Source organism: Thioclava sp. ISO4 (assembly GCF_058105145.1).
This window is the reverse complement of the sequence record NZ_CM176571.1, coordinates 332,182-353,613: the sequence shown is the minus strand read 5'-3', so window position 1 is coordinate 353,613 and position 21,432 is coordinate 332,182. Positions and strand designations below refer to the sequence as shown.

Here is a 21,432-nt window from a genome sequence, read left to right as displayed (position 1 = left end):
GCTAGCAGGCGCACCCTGTCGAATATGGAGGCCTCATGGCACGCAAGAAGGGTCGCGACATTTCCGGCTGGCTGATCGTGGACAAGCCCGCGGACATCACCTCCACCTCGGTGGTGAACAAGGTGCGCTGGGCGCTGGGCGCCAAGAAGGCGGGCCATGCGGGCACGCTCGACCCGGCGGCGACCGGGGTTCTGGCGGTCGCGCTGGGCGAGGCTACGAAGACCGTGCCGTTCATCACCGATGCGCTGAAATGCTACCGGTTTCAGGTGCGGCTGGGCGCTGCGACCAAGACCGACGATGCCGAGGGCGAGGTGACCCGGACCTCCGATCTGCGCCCCACGGATGAAGAAATCGCCGCCGCGCTGCCCGCCTTCGAGGGCGATATCGAACAGGTGCCGCCGCAGTTTTCCGCCGTGAAGGTCGATGGCGAGCGCGCCTATGCGCTGGCGCGCGCGGGCGAGGAAATGGATCTCGCCGCGCGGCCTCTTTACGTCGAAAGCCTCGTGATGCTGGGCCGTCCCGATGCCGACACGGTCGAGCTGGAACTGGTCTGCGGCAAGGGCGGCTATGTCCGCTCCATCGCGCGCGATCTGGGACAAAAGCTCGGCTGTCTCGGCCATGTACTCTGGCTGCGCCGGGAATGGTCGGGGCCTTTCGAGGCGAGCGACGGGATCACGCTGGCCGAGATCGAGGAACTGGCGAAGACGCCGGAGCTCGATGAGAAACTGCTGCCCGTGGAACTGGGGCTCGATGATTTGCCGCAGCTGAAAGCCACGCCCGAGGGCGCGGTGCGGCTGAAGAACGGCAATCCGGGCATGGTGCTGCCGGGCGAGGCCGAATGGGGCGAGGAAGTCTGGGTCAGCCATGAGGGCAAGCCGCTTGCCGTCGGCATCTACAAATCCGGCGAGGTCCATCCGAGCCGCGTGTTCAACCTTTGACGCGCCCCTTCGCCTTGGTCCAAATATCCCCGCCGGAGGCATCCGCCCTCTGTCACGCACATAACGGTCAGGACGAGAGATGATCACCCGCGAGCATATCAAAGGCGACGCCCCCTCCATCGCGGTCTATTCGGATTGCGAGAGTTACCGCTATCTGCTTACGCGGGTCTGGGATGACAGCAAGCCGCGGGCTTTGTTCATCATGCTCAACCCCTCGACCGCGACCGAGGTACAGAACGACCCGACCGTGGAGCGCTGCGAGCGCCGCGCGCGGGCGCTGGGTTTCGGGGCGTTCCGGGTGACCAATATCTTCGCCTATCGTGCGACCGATCCGAAGGTGATGCGGGCGCAGCCGGACCCGGTCGGGCCGGAAAACGATGCGGCGATCCGCGAGAGCCTCGACTGGGCGGGCGGTCCCGAGGACCGGATTATCTGCGCCTGGGGCGCGCATGGGGCGCATCTCGCGCGGGGCGCTGCAGTGGAAGACCTGCTGCGCGAAAGCGGGCGGGCGCTGCATCACCTCGGGCTGACCAAGGCGGGCGCGCCGAAACATCCGCTCTATATCGCCTACGAGCATCAACCCGAGCTGTGGTTCACCCCCGAAGGCTAAGTGCGCCGTTAAGCATTTAACGCTTGTTTTCTAGGGTATCCGCACCGGCAGCGGTAGATTTCTCGCGTCTTCACGGGGGTGAGAGAGATGTTGTTTCTGTCGGGTGTTCTGGGCCTGCTGATGGCGGGCGCCACGGCGGGCCTCATGGTGGTTTCCTCGGAGCCCGAGGAGGACACGCCGCCGGACGATCTCGAGGCCGCTGATGCCGAGGTTGGGGAGGTCTCTCTGCTGGCCGAGGTCAGCGCCGGAGAAATCGCACCCGCGCCGGTCGCACCGTCCGAGCCGGGACCGGGGGATGACATCACTTGGGGCGATGCCTCCGACGATGCGATCGCCGGTGAGGCGGGTGACGATCAGATCAACGGCTATGATGGCGATGACAGCCTGTGGGGCGGGCTCGGCGCGGATCGACTTTTCGGCGCGGGGGGGGACGACGTGCTGCAGGGCGATGCCGGGGACGACAGTTTGAGCGGTGGCGATGGCGCGGATGACCTTCGCGGCGGCGCGGGGGCGGACCATCTCTCGGGCGGGTTCGGCGCGGACCGGCTTTATGGCGAGGCCGGGCAGGATACGCTGATCGGCGGTGCGGAGAATGATACGCTCTCGGGTGGCGCCGACGACGACACATTGATCGGCGCGGACGGGGCAGATGTGCTGACCGGGGATGCTGGGCGCGACGAGCTGAACGGCGATGCCGGGGACGATCTGCTGATCGGTGTCACGCCGGAGACGCGCGATGCGGGGGCGGCCGATGCCGATACGCTCAATGGCGGGGCAGGGGAGGACGTGCTGCTCGGCGGCTCGGGCGATTGGTTGCATGGCGGCGAGGAGGGCGACAGCTTCGCGCTGGGCGATTGGATCGACCCGGACGCGCCTGCGACGATCGCCGATTACATGGCGGGCCAAGACCGGCTGGCGGTCATCTACGATCCGCAGGGCACGACCGCGCCTCAGATCAGTATCGAGCCCTCGGAGGCGCATCCCGATGCGGCGTGGATCCTGCTCAACGGCGTCCGGCTGGCCGAGGTGCTGGACGCGGCGGAGCTGAGCGCGCAGGACGTGGCGCTGCTCACGCCTGCGCAATTCGCGGCGCAGCAGGCCATGGCGCTTTGAAATAAGGCTTTTCAACACGACGATTCGCGTCTATACGCGCGCATCTGTTCCGATTGGGGCAGGTATATGGACCCTGCTGGACGACATCCCGGCTTGTGCCCGAACCCTCAACGTAAGGAGATCCCGATGTCGATCACCGTCGAAGACAAGAACGCGATCATCAAGGAATACGGCACCAAAGAAGGCGACACCGGTTCGCCCGAAGTTCAGGTCGCCATCCTGACGAAGCGTATCGCGAACCTGACCGAGCACTTCAAAGAGCACAAGAAAGACAACCACTCGCGTCGTGGTCTTCTGATGCTCGTCGCGCAGCGCCGTAAGCTGCTCGACTACCTGAAGGCGAAAGAAGTCGCACGCTACCAGTCGCTGATCCAGCGCCTCGGCCTGCGCCGCTAATCCGCCTCGGATTGGAATTCGAAACGCCCGTGCCTTTGGCGCGGGCGTTTTCATTTGCGCTATTCCGACTGAATTGCGCAAATCGGCAATAACAGCCCTTCTGGCTGCCAATTTCAAAACTTTTGGGTGAATGGCCTTCCTACCAAAAAACTTTGGTCGGTTCGACTTCTTGTCCTCCTGTATCGTCCGCTCCAAACGGGACAACGCAAGCACCTGCCCTACCTTGCAGGTGCGTTAACAGGGAGGTTTTAGATATGCAGATCGGAGTCTGGATCAGCTTGGCACTGTATTTCGTGCTGATGCTGGCCATCGGGGTCTATGCGTGGCGCAAGTCCACGTCGAGCTCCGAAGAATATATGCTGGGTGGGCGTAACCTGCCGCCCGCGGTTGCCGCCCTGTCGGCAGGCGCATCGGACATGTCGGGCTGGCTGCTTCTGGGCCTGCCGGGGGCGCTCTTCGTGTCGGGCCTGACGCAAAGCTGGATCGGCATCGGCCTTTTCGTCGGCGCTTTCGTGAACTGGGTCATCGTGGCGCCGCGCCTGCGCGAGCAGACCGAGCGCTATGACAACGCGCTGACCATCCCCGGCTTCCTCGCCAATCGCTTCCCGAGCCACGCGACATTGCTGCGGATGGTTTCGGCGGTGATCATCGTGGTGTTCTTCGCGGTCTACACCGCGTCGGGCCTCGTCGGTGGCGGCAAGCTTTTCGCCAGCGCCTTCGGTGGCAGTTACATGACCGGCGTGATCCTGACGCTTGGCGTCGTGCTGGTCTACACCGTGATCGGCGGCTTCCTCGCCGTGTCGCTCACCGATTTCGTGCAGGGCTGCATCATGATGCTCGCGCTCGTCATCATGCCGATCGTGATCCTCACGACCGGTCAGGGCGACGGCGTGGACGCGGCTGCGAGCCGGCTTAGCAATATCGACCCGAATTTCCTGTCGATGACGAACGGGCTGACCTTCGCGGGCTGGCTCTCGGCAGTCGCCTGGGGTCTGGGCTATTTCGGCCAGCCGCATATCATCGTGCGCTTCATGGCCGTGCGTTCGGTCGCCGATGTGCCGAAAGCGCGGAATATCGGCATGGGCTGGATGGCGATTTCGCTGATCGGCGCGATCTCGGTCGGTATTTTCGGCCGCGCCTATGCGCAGCGCAACGGGCTCGACGTGCAGGATCCGGAGACGATCTTCATCATCCTGTCGAACCTGCTGTTCCATCCGCTGGTGACCGGCTTCCTCTATGCCGCGCTTCTGGCGGCGATCATGTCGACCGTGTCGAGCCAGCTTCTGGTGTCGTCCTCGTCGCTGACCGAAGACTTCTACAAGATCGTCTTCAACAAGGACGCCTCGGACCGCACGCTGGTGAATGTCGGCCGCCTCGCGGTGCTGGCAGTGGGCATTGCTGCGATCATCATCGCGTCGAACCCCGACAGCAAAGTGCTTGGCCTCGTGTCGAACGCATGGGCCGGGTTCGGTGCCGCCTTCGGTCCGCTGATCATCCTGTCGCTGACCTGGAAGCGAATGACGGGTCTGGGCGGCGTGGCTGGCCTCGTCGTCGGCGCGCTTACCGTGATCGTCTGGATTTCGCTGGGCTGGGGCTCGTTCCTCTACGAGATCATCCCGGGCTTCATCGCAGCCTTCATCGCGATCGTCGTGGTGAGCCTCGCGTCCGAAGACAGAGGCGAGTTCCGCCCGATCGAATGATCGAAGCGCTTACGCGCATCATTGCGCCCGTCCCGAAAGGGGCGGGCGTTTTGCATTCTGGCTATTTCGCTGCGGCGGAAAGACGAGAAAATCCATTAGGACGGCATCGCACGCGTGCCTTGGGCCCCTTTGGTTCAAGCGCGAAGAGGTTCGGACGGTTCGAAAAATAGGGACGCCACTTTTTATCCGGCAAGTTCCCGATCAAGACCCCGTGGTCATTCTTCATGATCGTGGCCAGTTCCGTGAGAGGCACTCCAGCGCCGTCCTTGCTGTGTGCCTCGATCACTGCAAAAATTTTTTCATCGAGACTGGCAGATTTCTTGACTGCTGGCGGTCGTGCCGGAGCTGCGGTCGTTTTCGATTTCAGCAGATGAAACACTGAACAGCTTTCACGAAATGCCTTCGGCGCTTTCTGCTGTCCGACGCCGTGCACTTCCATCCCTTTTTCGCGGAGTCTGGTCGCGAGGTGGGTGAAGTCACCATCGGAGCTTGCGATGACGAACCGTTCGGCGCGTCGTTCCAAAGCGAGCTCGAGTGCGTCGAGGGCGAGCAACACGTCCCCTGCGTTCTTGCCGCTTCCGGAATGCACCAGCCGGATCGAAGGGCTGTCACCCCAAGATCTGATTTGCGCGACATCACCGTAGGCGCGCCGGATGAAAGCGTCTGGCGCGAACTTGAGGATCTGGGAAGCAAAAGTCGCGGAGATATTCTCGCCGTCGATGAAAAGGGCGGTGGGTTTGCTCATGGGGTCACAATGTTCAATGTTAATAACTACGGGCCGAGGATGGCGCGCCAATCTGACCAGAATTGGGCGTTGGCCATTTCTTTCCCTAAGGACTCTTCGCTTCCCAAACCCCTTCATTTCCTGTATTGGCAGGCCCATCTGAGACGTGACGCCTCGAGCCCCCGGGCGCGTGCAACAGGATAAGGGGGCGGCGGCAATGGGGCCGCCATGCAAATCGGGAGACACGGGATACGCCTGTGAGAGCTCCCAGAAGGATACGCTGAATGTTCAACACCGTTAAAAAATCGATCCAGTGGGGCGAAGAAGAGCTCACGCTGGAGACCGGCAAGGTCGCACGTCAGGCTGACGGTTCGGTTATCGCCACGCTGGGCGAAACCTCCGTCATGGCCAACGTGACCTTCGCCAAGGAACCGAAGCCGGGTCAGGATTTCTTCCCGCTCACGGTTCATTACCAAGAGAAATACTATGCCGCCGGTAAAGTGCCGGGCGGCTTCTTCAAGCGCGAGGCTCGTCCGTCCGAGAAAGAGACGCTCACCGCGCGCCTGATCGACCGCCCGTGCCGTCCGCTCTTCGTGGAAGGCTTCAAGCACGAAGTGCTCGTGATGTGCACCGTGCTGAGCCACGACCTCGTCAACGAGCCCGACATCGTCGCGATGATCGCCGCTTCGGCCGCGCTGACGATCTCGGGCGTGCCGTTCATGGGCCCGATCGCCGCCGCGCGCGTCGGTTTCGCCGATGGCGAATACATCCTGAACCCCGAAGTCGACGACATGCAGAAGCTGCGGGAGAACCCCGAGCAGCGTCTGGACCTCGTCGTCGCGGGCACCAAGGACGCCGTGATGATGGTGGAATCGGAGGCTTACGAGCTGTCCGAAGCCGAGATGCTGGGTGCGGTTAAGTTCGGCCATGACGCGATGCAGCCGGTGATCGACATGATCATCGACCTCGCCGAAGCCGCCGCAAAAGAACCCTTCGACTTCAAGGCGCCCGACTACTCGGCGATGCTCGAGACCGTCAAAGGTCTGGGCGAAGAGAAGATGCGTGCCGCTTACGCGATCTCGGACAAGCAAGAGCGCGTGGCCGCGGTCAACGCCGCCAAGGAAGAGATCAAGTCGCAGCTCACCGAAGAGCAGCTCGAAGATCCGACCCTCGGCACCGCGATGAAGAAGCTGGAATCGGCTGTTCTGCGTGGTGATGTCGTGAAGAACGGTCGCCGCATCGACGGTCGTGCGCTGGACGAGGTTCGCCCGATCGTGGCGGAAACCGGTCTGCTGCCGCGCACCCACGGTTCGTCGCTGTTCACCCGCGGCGAGACGCAGGCGCTGGTCGTGACCACGCTGGGCACCGGCGACGATGAGCAGATCATCGACGCGCTGCACGGCAACTCGCGCTCGAACTTCCTGCTGCACTACAACTTCCCGCCCTACTCGGTCGGCGAAGTGGGCCGCGTCGGTTCGCCCGGTCGTCGTGAGATCGGCCACGGCAAGCTCGCATGGCGCGCGCTGCAGGCGGTTCTCCCGGCTGCGACCGACTTCCCCTACACGATCCGCCTCGTCTCCGAGATCACCGAGTCCAACGGCTCGTCCTCGATGGCGTCGGTCTGCGGTGGCTCGCTGGCAATGATGGATGCGGGCGTTCCGCTGAAGTCGGCCGTGGCGGGTGTCGCGATGGGTCTGGTGCTCGAAGAGGATGGCTCCTGGGCCGTTCTGACCGACATCCTTGGCGACGAGGATCACCTCGGCGACATGGACTTCAAGGTCGCTGGCACCGAAGAGGGCATCACCTCGCTGCAGATGGACATCAAGGTCGCCGGCATCACCGCCGAGATCATGGAGAAAGCTCTGGAGCAGGCACGCGCTGGCCGCATGCACATCCTCGGCGAGATGAACAAGGCGCTCTCCGCGGGCCGCACGGAATTCTCCGCCCATGCTCCGCGCATCGAGACGATGACCGTTCCCACCGACAAGATCCGTGAAGTGATCGGTTCGGGCGGCAAGGTCATCCGCGAGATCGTGGAAGTCTCGGGTGCCAAGGTCGACATCAACGACGACGGCGTGATCAAGATCGCTTCGGCCAATGCCGAGGCCATCAAGAAAGCGCATGACATGATCCACGCCATCGTGGCTGAGCCCGAAGAAGGCCAGATCTACACCGGCAAGGTCGTGAAGCTCGTCGATTTCGGCGCCTTCGTGAACTTCTTCGGCAAGCGTGACGGTCTCGTCCACGTCTCCCAGATCGCCAACAAGCGCCTGAACCATCCGAGCGATCTGCTCAAGGAAGGTCAGGAAGTGAAGGTGAAACTTCTGGGCTTCGACGATCGCGGCAAGGTGCGCCTTGGCATGAAGATGGTCGATCAGGAAACCGGCGAAGAAATCGCGCCGGAAAAGCGTGAAGAGAAAGCCGACTGATCGGTTTGATCGAAAATCGCTGACAGACTAAGACTGAAGTGCCCGCATGTTGCGGGCACTTTTTCTTTTTAGAGGCGCCAAGATGTCCGCCCCCCGTCAGGATCGCAGGCTCAAGATAACCATCGCGACGCTGACGCGGCGCAGGCCCGAGATGTTGCGGAGGCTGATCGGGTCGCTGGGCGACATGCATTTGCCGACCGATGCAGATGTGCGCTGCTTGGTCGTCGAGAATGACAAAGAACCGCTTTCGCGCGCGCGTGTCACCGAGATAAGCCCGCTTTCGAACGGGCTGACGGTTCACTACGTGCAGGAGGACAATCTGGGCATTGCCTTCGCGCGCAATCGAGCCGCGCGAGACGCGATCGCGGCGGCTTCGGATATTTTGGTTTTTGTCGATGACGACGAGGTTGTCACGCAGGAGTGGTTGGTCAAACTCGTCGCGGGCTATCGTTCCGGCGGTGCGCGGCTGCTTGGTGGCCCAGTGCTGGTCGCGCCCCCGCGCGAGCAACTGAGCGGCCTTCAAAGGGTGATCCATCAAGGCTTGGCGGAGCATTTCCGAAAAAGGCGGCGTTCCGATGCCGAGATCAGAACTCTCGATGATAGTGCAGGAAAACTGATCGCTACCGGAAACTGGTGCGCCGAAATCAGTATATTTGCGCAGGACAATATCTGGTTCGACGAGTCTCTCGGAAGCGCCGGTGGCGAGGACATGAAATTCTATCGAGAGGTGATCGCCGCCGGATTTCCGACAGGCTGGGTGGCTGACGCTCTCGTATATGAGGAACAACCGCCGGCGCGGCTGACGCTCGGATACCAATTCAGAAATGCGCGCGACAAGACCGTTACGAATTTGTGGGACAAGGTCGAGCGCGGCAGGAAATCGAGATGGCGTCTGCTTCCGAAGATCGTGCTGCGCAGTCTCAAAGTCGTTCTTCTCGCCATCGCGATCCCTTTCACGAAGGGAAAGACGTTGCTGCCGATGGTCATGCTGGCCGGGTCGGTCGCTGGTCAGGCCGGGCTGTTTTTCGGCTACCGGTCCCGGCAATACACCAATGTGACGGGGCGATAATATCAAGACGCCCGAAAGCATCTGAAATGCTTCCGGGCGCCTGATGCGATCAGGAAGGCTGAACGCGTTCGACCTTCCTGACGATGCGGGTAAGCTGGGCTCAGCCCTGCGACTTGACGGTGCGCAGGTAGGGCAGCTTGACGTCGACTTCGCCGAACTTCTCTTTCGCCTCGTCGGTCGAGACCGACAGCGCGACGATCACGTCCTGGCCCGGCACCCAGTTCGCGGGGGTCGCGAAGGGCTTGCCGTCGGTCGCCTGAACGGCGTCGAGCGCGCGGATGATCTCGGCGAAGTTGCGGCCGACCGACATCGGGTAGGACATGGTCAGGCGGACTTTCTTGTCCGGGCCGATGATGAAGACGGTGCGCACGGAGGCCGAATCCGCGGCGGTGCGGCCGTCGGGCATGTAGGCATCGGCGGGCAGCATGTCGTAGAGCTTCGAGACGTTCAGCGAGGTGTCGTCGATGATCGGGAAGTTCGCGGGCGCGCCGGCGACCTGCTCGATGTCCGACTTCCACTTCACGTGCTCTTCGACGCTGTCGACCGAGACGCCCATGACCTTGGTGTTGCGCTTCTCGAACTCGGGGGCGAGTTGCGCCACGGCGCCGAATTCGGTGGTGCAAACCGGGGTGAAGTCTTTCGGGTGCGAGAACAGGATGGCGTAGCTGTCGCCGATCCAGTCGTGGAACTTGATCTCGCCAGCGGTCGAGTCAGCGGTGAAATCGGGAGCGGTGTCATTGATACGCAGGCCCATGAAAAACCTCCTGTGTTTGCGTAAAATCACGTCTTTCCGGGATATAAGCCCTCGCCGGGATCCATTCCAGCCAGTTTAGAACCTTTTTAAACTCGGAGGCTGCGACCTTTCGTCAGGCCTTGCGCAGGACGGGGAGTGGTGAAACGCTCGCGCGCAACATCTGTGTGCCGGAGGCTGATATGATCGAGAAGCGGAATTTCTACATCGACGGGGCGTGGGTCGCTCCCAAGGCGGCGCGCGAGTACGAGGTGATCGACCCGTCCACTGAGGATCCCTGCGCGGTGATCTCGCTGGGTGACCAAGCCGATACGGATGCGGCAGTCGCTGCGGCGAAGGCCGCGCTGCCCGGCTGGAAGGCCACGGACCCGGCAGAGCGGATCGCGGCGGTCGAGCGGATCGCCAAGGTCTACGCGGAGCGCGCCGAGGACATGGCGCAGGCGATGAGCCTCGAGATGGGCGCGCCGATCGATCTCGCGCGCCGCAACCAGTGGGGCGCGGGCGCCTATCACATCAAGAATTTCATCGACGCGGCGAAGGCTTTCGATTGGGTGCATCCGCTGGGCGACGGCACGCCGGGCGCGATGATCGCCTATGAGGCGGTTGGCGTCGTCGGGCTGATCACGCCGTGGAACTGGCCGATGAACCAAGTGACGCTGAAGGTGATCCCGGCGATCCTCGCAGGCTGCACGATGGTGCTGAAACCGTCCGAGGAAGCGCCGCTATCCTCGCTGCTGTTTGCGGAAATCCTCGACGCGGCGGGTCTGCCCAAGGGCGTGTTCAACCTCGTGAACGGTGATGGCGTGGGCGTCGGCACGCAGCTCTCGACCCATCCCGATGTCGAGATGATTTCCTTCACCGGCTCAACCCGCGCGGGGCGCGCGATCTCGAAGGCGGCGGCCGATACGCTCAAGCGGGTGACGCTGGAGCTGGGCGGCAAGGGCGCCAACCTGATCTTCGCCGATGCGGATGAGGATGCGGTCAAGCGCGGCGTGCGCCATTGCTTCCAGAACTCCGGGCAAAGCTGCAACGCGCCGACGCGGATGCTGGTCGAGCGTTCGGCCTATGACAAGGCCGTGGAAATCGCGCGCCAGACCGCCGAGGCCACGCAGGTGGGCAGCCCGCGCGAGGAAGGCAAGCATATCGGCCCGGTCGTGAACAAGGCGCAGTTCGACAAGATTCAAGGCCTGATCGAGACCGGCATCGCGGAGGGCGCGAAGCTCGTCGCGGGTGGCCCCGGGCGGCCCGAGCATCTCAATCGCGGCTTCTATGTCCGCCCGACGGTCTTCGCCGATTGCGATCCCTCGATGACGATCATGAACGAGGAAATCTTCGGCCCCGTCCTGTCGATCATGCCCTTCGACAGCGAGGAGCAGGCGATCGAGGTGGCGAATGCCACGCCTTACGGTCTGACCAATTACCTGCAATCGGGCGATGGCGCGCGGCGCAACCGTCTGGCGCGGCAGCTGCGCTCGGGCATGGTGGAGATGAACGGCCAGGACCGTGGCGCGGGGGCGCCGTTCGGCGGCGTCGGTTCCTCTGGCCGGGCGCGCGAGGGTGGCCGCTGGGGCATCGAGGAATTCTGCGACGTGAAATCGATCTCGGGCTGGGCGGAATAAGGGGCGCTGCCCCTCTTGGCCTATCGGCCAATTCACCTGCGGATATTTTTATCGAGAAGAAGAGGGGCGGTTGCGCAAGCGGCCGCCCTTCGACATGATCGCGCGGCTTTTGGAACGGGAGAATGAGATGAGCTTCACGCTGGCGACCTGGAACATCAACTCGGTGCGGCTGCGCGAGGGGCTGGTGCGCAAGCTGATGGAGGAAGAGGCGCCCGACGTGCTCTGCCTGCAGGAGTGCAAGAGCCCGGTCGAGAAGATCCCGCTCGAGGGGTTCAAGGCGCTTGGCTACACCCACATGGTCGCGCGCGGTCAGAAGGGCTATAACGGCGTCGCGATCTTCTCGAAAATCCCGATGGAAGAGAACAGCGCCCATGATTTCGCCGATCTCGGCCATGCACGCCATGTCGCGGGGACGCTCGAGAACGGGGTGACCATCCATAATTTCTACGTGCCCGCAGGCGGCGACGTGCCGGACCGCGAGGTGAATGAGAAGTTCGGGCAGAAGCTCGATTACCTCACCCAGATGCGCGATTACTTCAAAGCGGAAGCGCCGCAGAAATCGATCCTCGTGGGCGATCTGAACATCGCGCCGCGCGAGGATGACGTCTGGAGCCACAAGCAGCTTCTGAAGATCGTCAGCCACACGCCGATAGAGGTCGAACATCTGCACGACACGATGGAGGCGGGCAAATGGGTGGACATCACCCGGCAGGACATCCCCGAGGGGCTTTTGTATTCGTGGTGGTCCTATCGGGCGCGCGACTGGGATGCCGCCGACAAGGGCCGCAGGCTCGATCATATCTGGGCGACGCCGGATATCTCGAACGCGGCCCATGGCAGCCGTGTGCTGCGGGCGGCGCGCGGTTGGGAGAAGCCTTCCGATCACGCGCCGGTTTTCGCAACCTTCGATCTGTAATCGCTTGCGGCAGCGCGCCGCGGTCAAACGGGTTTGCGTTCGGCCCCTGCGAGGCCATATAGGAAAGCAAATCCTCCGCAATTTCGGGAGACGGACATGCTGGAACTGGGTGGCGGCGCCAAGGCCGCAGGCAAGAGCGAATACGTCAAGGACGTGACCGAAGCCAACTTCATGGCCGAGGTGATCGAGAAATCGCAGACCGTGCCGGTCATCGTGGATTTCTGGGCGCCGTGGTGCGGCCCGTGCAAGCAGCTCGGCCCGGCGCTGGAAGCCCAGGTCGAAGCCGCGAAAGGCGCGGTCGTGATGGCCAAGGTCAATGTCGACGAAAACCAGATGATCGCAGGCCAGATGCGCGTGCAGTCTATCCCGACCGTCTACGCCTTCTGGCAGGGTCAGCCGATCGACGGTTTCCAGGGCGCGCTGCCGCCCTCCGAGATCAAGAGCTTCGTGGCCAAGCTGATCGAAGCGTCCGGCGGTGAGGCCGGCAACGGTCTGGGCGATGCGGTCGAGGCGGCGGAAGCCATGCTGGCCGAGGGCGCGGCGGAAGATGCAGCGGAGACCTTCGCGGCGATCCTCGAGGAAGATGGCGAGCTGGCAGAGGCCCATGGCGGCTTGATCCGCGCGCGCATCGCGCTGGACCAACTGGATGCGGCAGGCGCAGCCTTGGCCGCGGTGCCCCCGAAACTGTCCGACAGCGCCCCGGTGGAGGCGGCGCGCGCGCAGCTCGATCTGGCGAAACAGGCGCAATCGGCCGGTCCGCTCGACGATCTCAAAGCCAAGGTCGAGGCCAATCCCGACGATCATCAGGCGCGCTTCGACTATGCGCAGGCGCTTTATGCGGCGGGGAATGTCGAGGAAGCTGTGGACCAGCTTCTCGAGCTGTTCCGCCGTGATCGCGCGTGGGACAACGAGGCCGCAAAGACGCAGCTTTTCACCATTTTCGACGCGCTCAAGCCGAACGATCCGATCGTGGCAAAAGGCCGCCGTCGTCTGTCGTCGATGATATTTGCCTGAGGGCAGGGACGCGCTAGTTTCATCAACATGATGAAGAAAGGCGACTTGCCCGAAATCCTTCCGCTTTTTCCGCTGCCCGGTGCGCTGCTGCTGCCCCGGGCGCGGCTTCCGCTGCATATCTTCGAGCCGCGCTATCTGCAGATGATCGAAGATTGCATGAAGACCAAGTCTCGGCTGATCGGAATGATCCAGCCGATCAAGGGGCCGGAGGGGCAAAACCACCTCAATGCGATCGGCTGCGCGGGCCGGCTGACCGGGTTTTCCGAGACCGAGGACGGGCGCTACATGATCACCCTGTCGGGGATCTCGCGCTATCGCATCGTGAAACAGATCGAGGGTTTCACCCCCTATATCCGCGCCGAGGTCAGTTGGTCCGGGTTCGAGCGCGATCTGGGCGCGGCCGAGCATGACACCGGTTTCGACCGCGATGAATTTCTCGACCTGCTGGCGAAGTTTTTCCACGCGCAGGGGTTGGATACCGACTGGGAAACGCTGAAAGATGCCGATGACGAGTTGCTGATCAACTCGCTCGGGATGCTGTTGCCGCTGGAGCCGGAGGACAAGCAGGCGCTGTTGGAAGCGCCCTGTCTGGCCACCCGGCGCGAGACCTTGGTGACCCTGATCGAATATGCGCTGCATGGCGGCGGAGAGGAGCGGTTGCAATGAGCGACGAAACTGAGAGCGCATCGACCCCCGCGGCGGCCCCCGAGACGGCTCGCGAGAAGCCGCTGTTCGACCGGCACATGCTGGAGGCGCTCGTGTGCCCGCTGACCCATGCGGTGCTGAAATACGATGCCGAGAAGCAGGAACTGGTTTCGCAGCCCGCGAAGCTGGCCTTCCCGATCCGAGGCGGCATTCCGATCCTGCTGGCAGACGAGGCCCGCCGGATCGACGAGTAAGGCGCGGCGTTTTAAAGCGCGCGGCCCTGCAACAGGCGGGGGAGGGGGCCTGACAGGCCCGCCGCTTGCTGCATGAAGCCGCGCCGCAGCCCCGGGATCGCCTGCACCAGACCCATCCCCAGATCGCGCCCCGCTTTCAGCAGCGGATTGTCGTTCGAGAAAAGCTTGTTCACGGTATCCATGCCGAGAGCGAGCGAGGTCGAGTCGAAGCGCCGCCAGCCCTGATAGCGCTCCAGCACGTCCTCGGCTCCGATATCCTCGCCGCGGCGCATCGCTTCCACGACGATCTCCGCCAGCGCCGCCACATCGCGCAGCCCGAGGTTCAGGCCCTGGCCCGCGATCGGATGCACGCCATGCGCCGCATCGCCCACCAGCGCCACGCGCGGCGCGACATAGGCTTTCGCAAGCGTCAGGTTCAGCGGGTAGGAGAAGCGCGGACCCGCCAGTTTGATCTCGCCGAGGAAATCGCCGAAGCGCGGGCGCAGCACGGCGAGGAAATCCTCGTCATCCAGCGCCGAGATCGTCTTCGCGTTCTCCTCGGTCTCGCTCCAGACGATCGACGACCGATTGCCCTTCAGCGGAAGGATCGCGAGCGGCCCGCTCGGCATGAAGAACTGCTGCGCGATGCCGTTATGGGGTTTCTCGTGCTCGACCGCCGCGACCAGCGCGGTCTGGCAGTAGCCCCAGCCCTCGCGGGTGATCCCGGCGCGTTCGGCCACGCCCGACCGGCGACCGTCTGCCCCGATCAGCAGCTTCGCGGTCAGGGTCTTGCCGGTGGACAGGCTCACCTCGACCCCGCCCGGCACGACCTGCTGCCCTGTTACCTGCGTCTCATGCAGCAGCGTGATCTTGTCGCTCGCCTCCATCGCATCGAGGAAGGCGCGATAGAGGTAGCGGTCCTCCAGCATGTAGCCGACCGGCGCCTGATCCAGCTCGCGCGCGTCGAAATGCAGGAAGAAAGGGCTCGCCCCTTCGCCTGCGTGACCGTCGGCGGCTTTCACTTCCATCATCGGCTGCGCCTGTTCGGCCAGCCCGTCCCAGACGCCAATCGCGCGCAGCAATTTCTGCGACGCGATCGCCAGCGCATAGGCGCGGCCGTCGAACGTGTCGGTCGCGCGCTGGCGCGCAGGCGCGGCGTCGACAAGGGTCACGGAAAGGCCGGCGGAGGCCAGTGCAAGCGCCAAGGCGGGGCCGTTGAGCCCGCCGCCCGCGATGATGACGTCTGAATCGTGTTTCATGGCGCTTACTATGGCGCTGGAAGCGGGATTGTCCATGCGCGGGACTGTCGCTAGCGTGGCGGAAAGAACGAAGGAGGCGGGCATGGAATGGCGGTTGGCAGGGGCTGCGGAACAAGGACGGGCGATTGCCGCCGGTCAGCTCGATCCGGTGGAGCAGACCGAGGCCTATCTGGAGGTGGCTGAAGCCTCGGAGGACATCTATGCGCGTCTCACGCCGCAGCGGGCGCGCGACGAGGCGATGGCCGCGCATCAGCGCGCCAAGCAGGGAACCAGGCGCGGGATGCTCGACGGGGTCGCGCTGTCTTGGAAGGACCTGTTCGACACCGCCGGCGTCGCGACGGAGGCGGGCTCGCGGCTGCTGGCGGGGCGTGTGCCTGCGCGCGATGCCGATGTGCTGATCGAGGCCACGCTGGGCGGTTCGGTCTGTCTGGGCAAGACGCATATGACCGAACTGGCCTTCTCGGGGCTTGGCGTGAACCCGATGACCGCGACGCCGCCGAATATCCATGATCCCGAACTCGCGCCGGGCGGTTCGTCCTCGGGCGCGGCGCTGTCGGTGGCGCGCGGCTTGGCGGCGGCGGCGGTGGGCTCGGACACGGGCGGCTCGGTGCGTATTCCGGCCGCGTGGAACGATATCGTGGGGCTCAAGACGACTCATGGGCGGATCACGACGAAAGGCGTTGTGCCGCTGTGCCGGACCTTCGACACGGTCGGGCCGATCACCCGCAATGTCGAGGATGCCGCCCACGTGCTGGCGCTGCTGGAGCGGCGCGCCGCGCCGGACCTGCGCGAGACGAGCCTCAAGGGAAAACGGCTTCTGGTGCTCGAAGGGCTGCCGTTCGAGGGCACGCGCGAAAAGCCGGTGCAGGGCTTCGAGCGGGCCGTCGAGGCCTTCGCCAAGGCGGGCGCGGTGATCGAGCGGCGGGGCTTGCCGATGGTGCGCCCGGCGATGGACCTTTCCGGTGTTCTCTTCGCTCCCGAAGCCTATGGCGAATGGAAGCACGAAATCGAAGCCGCGCCCGAGAAGATGTTCGCGGCGATCCTCGAGCGGTTCCGCAGCGGGCGCGACGCGCTGGCCTCGGATTATGCGAAAGGCTGGCACGAACTGGCGGGCTATCGCGCCGCCTATCTCGAGGCGACCGCGGAATATGACGCCGTTCTGGTGCCGACCTCGCCGATCCTGCCGCCCGATGTCCGCCGCCTTCTCAGCGACAAGACCTATTTCCAGGAAGAGAACGTGCTCGCGCTGCGCAACACCCGGATCGGCAACGTGCTGGGGCTGTGCGCGCTCAACCTCCCGACGGGCATCCCAAGCTGCGGGATTTCGCTGATGGCGCCGCCGATGACGGAGGATCGGTTGCTGCGTTTGGGCATGGCCGCCGAATCGTCGCTGGCCTGAAAACCACATTTCTTGTGGTCAACCCGCTCTGGAGCTTGTCTTTTTCTGGACGAAACGGCGGAGCTTTTGTAACCTCGTCGGCAATAAGGGGCGACATAGACCCCATTCGATGAGGCACAGATGGACTTTCCCGAGCGGTTTTCGAACCTGCCCGAATACGCATTTCCGCGTTTGCGCGCGCTGCTCGATTCGCACGAACCGGGCGGCGACGTCTTGGCCATGTCCATCGGTGAGCCGCGCCACCCCATGCCCGAGTTCGTCGGCGATGTGATCGCGCAAAGCCTTGGAGAATTTGGGAAATATCCTGCCAATGACGGCACTCCCGAATTGCTGGATGCGATCTCGGACTGGCTGAAGCGGCGCTATTCGGTCGAGATCGGCCCCGAGCGGATCATGGCGCTCAACGGCACCCGCGAGGGGCTCTACAACGCCGCGATGGCGCTTTCGCCCGAACAAAAGCGCGGCAAAACGCCCGTGATCGCGATCCCGAACCCGTTCTATCAGGTCTATGCGGTGGCGGCGGCAGCCGTCGGCGCAGAGCCGGTTTTCGTGCCCGCAGGCGCCGATACCGGGTTTTTGCCTAATTATGCGGCACTTGCGCCCGAGGTGCTGGACCGCATCACCGTGGCCTATCTGTGCTCGCCCTCGAACCCGCAGGGCGCAGTCGCGAGCCGCGATTATCTGGCCGATCTGCTGCATCTGGCCGAGAAGCACGATTTCATCGTCTTCGCCGACGAGTGCTATTCCGAGATCTGGCGCGAGACCCCGCCGCTCGGTGCGGCACAGGTCGCGGCCGAGGAGGGTATCGACCCCGAGCGCGTAGTGATCTTCCATTCGCTCTCGAAGCGGTCGAACCTGCCGGGGCTGCGCTCGGGCTTCCTTGCCGCCGGGCCGCAGAGCATCAAACATATCCGTCGCCTGCGCGCCTATGCCGGTGCGCCGCTGCCGCAGCCGCTGCAGCGCGTGGCCGAGCGGGCTTGGGCGGATGAGGCCCATGTCACGGAAAATCGTCGCCTCTACACCGAGAAATACGAGATCGCGGGACAGATCTTCGACGGCGTCGATGGCTTCCAGCTGCCGCAGGGCGGCTTCTTCCTCTGGCTTCCCGTCGAAGACGGGGAGGCAGCGGCGCTCAAGCTTTGGACAGAGACCGGCATTCGCGTGCTGCCGGGCGCCTATCTCGCGCGCGAGGTGAACGGGGAAAACCCCGGCCAGAAATATATCAGAGTGGCTCTGGTCGCTCCAAAAGCAGAAACGCAGCGCGGGCTGATGCAGCTCCGCGACTGCCTATACGGTTGAGGACGGTAGGTTATGGCATCTTATCAGGTTCGACAGCGCGATCCGCTTTTCGATCAGGACACGCAAGCCGTTCTGGAACGGCGTGGCAAGGAATTGGTGGGGGGGCTGCTGGTCGTCTTCGGCCTGCTCGCCGCGATGATGCTTTTCTCCTATCATCCCGAAGATCCAAGCTGGATGGCAGCCTCGGATGAGCCGGTGCAGAACTGGCTGGGCCGGATCGGTGCCGGGATCGCCTCGCCCTTGTTCGTGATCGTCGGGCACGGCGCGTGGCTGCTGCCCGCGGCGCTGGTGGCCTGGGGCCTGCGCATGATCACCCATCGCGGCGAAGAGCGCCTCGTGTCGCGGATGATCTTCTTCCCGATCGCCGTGGCCGTTGCCGCCGTTTACGCAGCCCTTCTGGTGCCGGGCGACCAATGGGGTCAGGCTTTCGGCCTCGGTGGGCATTTCGGCGACATGATCGCGGGCGCGATGCTGGGGATCGTCCCGATCTCTGGCGTGGTCGGGCTGAAGCTTCTGTCGCTGGTCCTCGCAGCGGCGATGCTGGCCATGGCGACCTTCGTTCTCGGCTTCACCAAGCCCGAGCTGCAAGCAATCACGCGCTTCATGTGGCTGGGCACGGTCGCGATCTATGTCGGCGCGATGAACCTTCTGGGTCGTGGGGCGTCGGCCTCGGTCACGGGGGCTCGCTCGGCCGCAGAGCGGGCGCGTCAACGCCGCGCCGAAGCGGCCGAACGCGCCGCAGAGCTGGCAGCTTGGGAAGAGCAGCAGGCCTACGCCACGCATGACTGGGCGCCCGAGGTCGAAGCGGCCCCGGCGGCACGCCCGTCCTTCCTGTCGCGCATCCGTCGCCCGGTGGAACCCGATTACGATCCCTATGATGCCTCGCCCGAACTGTTCGAGACCGAGCCCTATTGGGACGACCAGCCGCAGCCCGCTGCGCCGTCCGAGGATCGCATCCGCGCCCGGATCAGCCAGGCGGTGCAGAACCGCAAGGCGGCGCCGATCGTGGCCGATTACGCGCCCGAGCCCGAGGCCCCGCTGCATCACGATATTCCCGAGACCTTCGCCGACCCCGAGCCGGAGGCGCCGCGTCCCTCGGCCTCGGTGCTGGCCGCCGTCGCCAAGCGCCTCGCACGCGCGCCGCGTCAGCCGCAGGTCGTGCATCAGGAACCGCCGCTGCGCGCCGAGCCGCCGCTCAAGGCCAAGCCGCGCTTCATGCCGGGCTTCGGCGCGCCTGCCGCTGCCGCCCCCGAGCATGCGCCCGAAATGGCCTATGCCGGTGCCGACGAGCCGCATATGACGGCGGCGGAGCAGGTCGCGCAGGACTATGGCTACGCGGGCGACGACAGCCACGACTGGACCCACCCGGATTACGAAGGCTTCGAGGCCGATCCCCGCGACATGCGCACCGAGCATTTCTACGCCGGCGAGCCGCACTCCTTCGACGAGACGGGCGCTGCGCAATGGATCGAGGAAGACGTGGTGCCGGAAATCCCGGCCTCCGCGCGCGGTCTCGACCGTCAGGTGATCAAGCAGCCCGAGCCGAAGCGCGTCGTGCAGCCTGCGGCGAAACCCGCCGCCCCCTCGCGTCGCGCGATCGAAGAGGCGCAGCCGAAGATGGCTTTCGAGAAGCCGAAAACCGCGCCCTTCGAGATGCCGCCGCTGTCGCTGCTGACCAACCCCACGACGATCCAGCGCCACCAGCTCTCGGATGAGGCGCTGGAGGAGAACGCGCGGATGCTCGAAACCGTGCTCGACGATTACGGCGTGAAGGGCGAGATCGTCTCGGTCCGCCCCGGTCCCGTCGTCACGATGTATGAACTCGAGCCTGCGCCGGGTCTGAAAGCCAGCCGGGTGATCGGTCTGGCCGACGATATCGCCCGCTCGATGTCGGCGCTGTCCGCGCGTGTCTCGACCGTGCCGGGCCGCTCGGTGATCGGCATCGAACTGCCCAACGACCACCGCGAGAAGGTCGTGCTGCGCGAGATCCTCTCGGCGCGCGATTTCGACGACAAGAACATCAAGCTGCCGCTGGCTCTGGGCAAGACCATCGGCGGCGAGCCGATCGTGACCAACCTCGCCAAGATGCCCCACCTGCTGATCGCAGGGACGACCGGCTCGGGTAAGTCGGTGGCGATCAACACGATGATCCTGTCGCTGCTCTACCGTCTGACGCCGGAAGAGTGCCGCCTGATCATGATCGACCCGAAGATGCTCGAACTCTCGGTTTATGACGGCATCCCGCATCTTCTGTCGCCGGTTGTGACCGATCCGAAGAAGGCGGTGGTCGCGCTGAAATGGGTCGTCTCGGAGATGGAAGAGCGCTATCGCAAGATGTCCAAGATGGGCGTGCGCAACATCGAGGGCTACAACGGCCGCGTGAAGGAAAGCCTTGAGAAAGGTGAGATGTTCAAGCGCACCGTGCAGACCGGCTTCGACGAGGAGACCGGCGAGCCGATCTTCGAGACGGATGAATTCCAGCCCGAGCCCTTCCCCTATATCGTCGTCATCGTCGACGAGATGGCCGACCTGATGATGGTCGCAGGGAAAGAGATCGAGGCCTGCATCCAGCGTCTGGCGCAGATGGCGCGGGCCTCGGGTATTCACCTGATCATGGCCACGCAGCGCCCCTCGGTTGATGTCATCACCGGCACGATCAAGGCGAACTTCCCGACCCGGATCTCCTTCCAGGTGACGTCGAAGATCGACAGCCGCACCATTCTGGGCGAGCAGGGCGCCGAGCAGCTTCTGGGCATGGGCGACATGCTCTACATGGCGGGCGGCGGCAAAATCACCCGTTGCCACGGGCCGTTCGTGTCCGACGAGGAAGTCGAAGAAATCGTCAACCACCTCAAGAGCTTCGGTCCGCCGGAATACATGTCGGGCGTGGTCGAAGGCCCCGATGATGACACGGCGAGCGATATCGACGCGGTGCTCGGCCTCAACACCGGCGGCAATACCGGCGGCGAGGATGCGCTCTACGATCAGGCGGTGGGCATCGTGATAAAGGATCGCAAATGCTCGACCTCCTATATCCAGCGCAAGTTGGGCATCGGCTATAACAAGGCCGCGCGCCTCGTGGAGCAGATGGAAGATCAGGGCGTGGTGTCCTCGGCCAACCATGTCGGCAAGCGCGAAATCCTCGTGCCCGAACAGCAATAAAGCGGCCACTGAGCTATGCGACGCGCCCCGGGGGAGACCTCAGGGCGTTTTGCATTTCAGCGGGCGCCGCGTCCGTCCAAATGCTGCCGAACGTCATCCGATACGGGGGCGCTGTTATTGAATGACATCTCCTGTTAGGCGCAAATGCGCTCAAGA

At 64.0% G+C, this 21,432-nt stretch carries 18 protein-coding genes; 15 read left to right on the top strand and 3 right to left on the bottom strand.

What is annotated here, in order from left to right:
* The first annotated feature begins 35 nt into the window (after positions 1 to 35).
* The 5 genes from truB (at position 36) to putP (ending at position 4,757) form a co-directional block, all read left to right on the top strand.
* On the top strand, positions 36 to 938 hold the full coding sequence (gene truB / locus AC2TZ7_RS01825) for a tRNA pseudouridine(55) synthase TruB (RefSeq protein WP_489865687.1): 903 nt from the start codon (positions 36 to 38) through the stop codon (positions 936 to 938).
* Between the two features lie 79 nt (positions 939 to 1,017).
* A complete protein-coding gene (locus tag AC2TZ7_RS01820) occupies positions 1,018 to 1,548 on the top strand; it encodes a DUF1643 domain-containing protein (RefSeq protein ID WP_489865686.1) in 531 nt (176 codons plus the stop codon).
* Positions 1,549 to 1,635: 87 nt separating this feature from the next.
* Entirely contained in the window at positions 1,636 to 2,661 is a 1,026-nt protein-coding gene (locus AC2TZ7_RS01815; protein WP_489865685.1) for a calcium-binding protein, read from the top strand.
* A gap of 126 nt (positions 2,662 to 2,787) precedes the next feature.
* Positions 2,788 to 3,057, top strand: coding sequence for a 30S ribosomal protein S15 (gene rpsO, locus AC2TZ7_RS01810; protein ID WP_098412187.1), 270 nt, complete (start codon positions 2,788 to 2,790; stop codon positions 3,055 to 3,057).
* 254 nt (positions 3,058 to 3,311) lie between these two features.
* Positions 3,312 to 4,757 carry a sodium/proline symporter PutP gene (gene putP / locus AC2TZ7_RS01805; protein WP_078542525.1) on the top strand — a complete coding sequence of 482 codons (1,446 nt, stop codon included), beginning with the start codon at positions 3,312 to 3,314 and terminating at the stop codon, positions 4,755 to 4,757.
* A gap of 61 nt (positions 4,758 to 4,818) precedes the next feature.
* Here the strand turns inward: putP and AC2TZ7_RS01800 are convergent, their stop codons facing one another.
* Positions 4,819 to 5,502, bottom strand: a complete 684-nt coding sequence (locus tag AC2TZ7_RS01800; protein ID WP_489865684.1) for an NYN domain-containing protein — start codon at positions 5,500 to 5,502, stop codon at positions 4,819 to 4,821.
* A 263-nt stretch (positions 5,503 to 5,765) separates the two neighbouring features.
* Between AC2TZ7_RS01800 and pnp the strand changes: the two genes are divergently transcribed.
* Both pnp and AC2TZ7_RS01790 read left to right on the top strand, forming a co-directional pair.
* The gene (pnp, locus tag AC2TZ7_RS01795; protein WP_098412184.1) at positions 5,766 to 7,910 is read left to right on the top strand and encodes a polyribonucleotide nucleotidyltransferase; all 2,145 of its coding nucleotides are present in this window, start codon (positions 5,766 to 5,768) and stop codon (positions 7,908 to 7,910) included.
* Between the two features lie 82 nt (positions 7,911 to 7,992).
* Positions 7,993 to 8,979 carry a glycosyltransferase gene (locus AC2TZ7_RS01790; RefSeq protein ID WP_489865683.1) on the top strand — a complete coding sequence of 329 codons (987 nt, stop codon included), beginning with the start codon at positions 7,993 to 7,995 and terminating at the stop codon, positions 8,977 to 8,979.
* 100 nt (positions 8,980 to 9,079) lie between these two features.
* Here the strand turns inward: AC2TZ7_RS01790 and AC2TZ7_RS01785 are convergent, their stop codons facing one another.
* Positions 9,080 to 9,733, bottom strand: a complete 654-nt coding sequence (locus tag AC2TZ7_RS01785; RefSeq protein WP_078521505.1) for a peroxiredoxin — start codon at positions 9,731 to 9,733, stop codon at positions 9,080 to 9,082.
* Positions 9,734 to 9,912: 179 nt separating this feature from the next.
* Here AC2TZ7_RS01785 and AC2TZ7_RS01780 point away from each other — a divergent pair, with 179 nt between their 5' ends.
* From AC2TZ7_RS01780 to AC2TZ7_RS01760, 5 genes are all read left to right on the top strand, one after another.
* Positions 9,913 to 11,349, top strand: a complete 1,437-nt coding sequence (locus AC2TZ7_RS01780) for an aldehyde dehydrogenase family protein (RefSeq protein WP_489865682.1) — start codon at positions 9,913 to 9,915, stop codon at positions 11,347 to 11,349.
* 127 nt (positions 11,350 to 11,476) lie between these two features.
* The gene (locus AC2TZ7_RS01775) at positions 11,477 to 12,265 is read left to right on the top strand and encodes an exodeoxyribonuclease III (protein WP_078542609.1); all 789 of its coding nucleotides are present in this window, start codon (positions 11,477 to 11,479) and stop codon (positions 12,263 to 12,265) included.
* A 96-nt stretch (positions 12,266 to 12,361) separates the two neighbouring features.
* A complete protein-coding gene (locus tag AC2TZ7_RS01770) occupies positions 12,362 to 13,279 on the top strand; it encodes a tetratricopeptide repeat protein (protein WP_489865681.1) in 918 nt (305 codons plus the stop codon).
* A gap of 27 nt (positions 13,280 to 13,306) precedes the next feature.
* A complete protein-coding gene (locus AC2TZ7_RS01765; RefSeq protein WP_489865680.1) occupies positions 13,307 to 13,945 on the top strand; it encodes an LON peptidase substrate-binding domain-containing protein in 639 nt (212 codons plus the stop codon).
* On the top strand, positions 13,942 to 14,178 hold the full coding sequence (locus AC2TZ7_RS01760) for a Trm112 family protein (RefSeq protein WP_489865679.1): 237 nt from the start codon (positions 13,942 to 13,944) through the stop codon (positions 14,176 to 14,178). Before AC2TZ7_RS01765 ends, AC2TZ7_RS01760 begins: the two co-directional genes overlap by 4 nt.
* A gap of 11 nt (positions 14,179 to 14,189) precedes the next feature.
* Here the strand turns inward: AC2TZ7_RS01760 and AC2TZ7_RS01755 are convergent, their stop codons facing one another.
* On the bottom strand, positions 14,190 to 15,416 hold the full coding sequence (locus AC2TZ7_RS01755) for an FAD-dependent monooxygenase (RefSeq protein ID WP_489865678.1): 1,227 nt from the start codon (positions 15,414 to 15,416) through the stop codon (positions 14,190 to 14,192).
* A gap of 82 nt (positions 15,417 to 15,498) precedes the next feature.
* On the opposite strand from AC2TZ7_RS01755, the gene AC2TZ7_RS01750 reads away from it, so the two are divergent.
* The 3 genes from AC2TZ7_RS01750 (at position 15,499) to AC2TZ7_RS01740 (ending at position 21,276) form a co-directional block, all read left to right on the top strand.
* Positions 15,499 to 16,815 (top strand): amidase, encoded by a 1,317-nt coding sequence (locus AC2TZ7_RS01750; protein WP_489865677.1) that lies wholly within the window; start codon positions 15,499 to 15,501, stop codon positions 16,813 to 16,815.
* A gap of 120 nt (positions 16,816 to 16,935) precedes the next feature.
* Positions 16,936 to 18,114, top strand: a complete 1,179-nt coding sequence (locus AC2TZ7_RS01745) for an aminotransferase class I/II-fold pyridoxal phosphate-dependent enzyme (RefSeq protein WP_489865676.1) — start codon at positions 16,936 to 16,938, stop codon at positions 18,112 to 18,114.
* Between the two features lie 12 nt (positions 18,115 to 18,126).
* On the top strand, positions 18,127 to 21,276 hold the full coding sequence (locus tag AC2TZ7_RS01740) for a DNA translocase FtsK (protein ID WP_489865675.1): 3,150 nt from the start codon (positions 18,127 to 18,129) through the stop codon (positions 21,274 to 21,276).
* The last annotated feature ends 156 nt before the right edge of the window (positions 21,277 to 21,432 follow it).

Coding starts and splice junctions, on each gene's coding strand:
- AC2TZ7_RS01790 (WP_489865683.1), top strand. CDS start 7,993: ATGTCCGCCCCCCGTCAGGATCGCAGGCTCAAGATAACCATCGCGACG.
- putP (WP_078542525.1), top strand. CDS start 3,312: ATGCAGATCGGAGTCTGGATCAGCTTGGCACTGTATTTCGTGCTGATG.
- pnp (WP_098412184.1), top strand. CDS start 5,766: ATGTTCAACACCGTTAAAAAATCGATCCAGTGGGGCGAAGAAGAGCTC.
- rpsO (WP_098412187.1), top strand. CDS start 2,788: ATGTCGATCACCGTCGAAGACAAGAACGCGATCATCAAGGAATACGGC.
- AC2TZ7_RS01800 (WP_489865684.1), bottom strand. CDS start 5,502: ATGAGCAAACCCACCGCCCTTTTCATCGACGGCGAGAATATCTCCGCG.
- AC2TZ7_RS01765 (WP_489865680.1), top strand. CDS start 13,307: ATGATGAAGAAAGGCGACTTGCCCGAAATCCTTCCGCTTTTTCCGCTG.
- AC2TZ7_RS01820 (WP_489865686.1), top strand. CDS start 1,018: ATGATCACCCGCGAGCATATCAAAGGCGACGCCCCCTCCATCGCGGTC.
- AC2TZ7_RS01785 (WP_078521505.1), bottom strand. CDS start 9,733: ATGGGCCTGCGTATCAATGACACCGCTCCCGATTTCACCGCTGACTCG.
- AC2TZ7_RS01740 (WP_489865675.1), top strand. CDS start 18,127: ATGGCATCTTATCAGGTTCGACAGCGCGATCCGCTTTTCGATCAGGAC.
- truB (WP_489865687.1), top strand. CDS start 36: ATGGCACGCAAGAAGGGTCGCGACATTTCCGGCTGGCTGATCGTGGAC.
- AC2TZ7_RS01760 (WP_489865679.1), top strand. CDS start 13,942: ATGAGCGACGAAACTGAGAGCGCATCGACCCCCGCGGCGGCCCCCGAG.
- AC2TZ7_RS01745 (WP_489865676.1), top strand. CDS start 16,936: ATGGACTTTCCCGAGCGGTTTTCGAACCTGCCCGAATACGCATTTCCG.
- AC2TZ7_RS01775 (WP_078542609.1), top strand. CDS start 11,477: ATGAGCTTCACGCTGGCGACCTGGAACATCAACTCGGTGCGGCTGCGC.
- AC2TZ7_RS01750 (WP_489865677.1), top strand. CDS start 15,499: ATGGAATGGCGGTTGGCAGGGGCTGCGGAACAAGGACGGGCGATTGCC.
- AC2TZ7_RS01780 (WP_489865682.1), top strand. CDS start 9,913: ATGATCGAGAAGCGGAATTTCTACATCGACGGGGCGTGGGTCGCTCCC.
- AC2TZ7_RS01770 (WP_489865681.1), top strand. CDS start 12,362: ATGCTGGAACTGGGTGGCGGCGCCAAGGCCGCAGGCAAGAGCGAATAC.
- AC2TZ7_RS01755 (WP_489865678.1), bottom strand. CDS start 15,416: ATGAAACACGATTCAGACGTCATCATCGCGGGCGGCGGGCTCAACGGC.
- AC2TZ7_RS01815 (WP_489865685.1), top strand. CDS start 1,636: ATGTTGTTTCTGTCGGGTGTTCTGGGCCTGCTGATGGCGGGCGCCACG.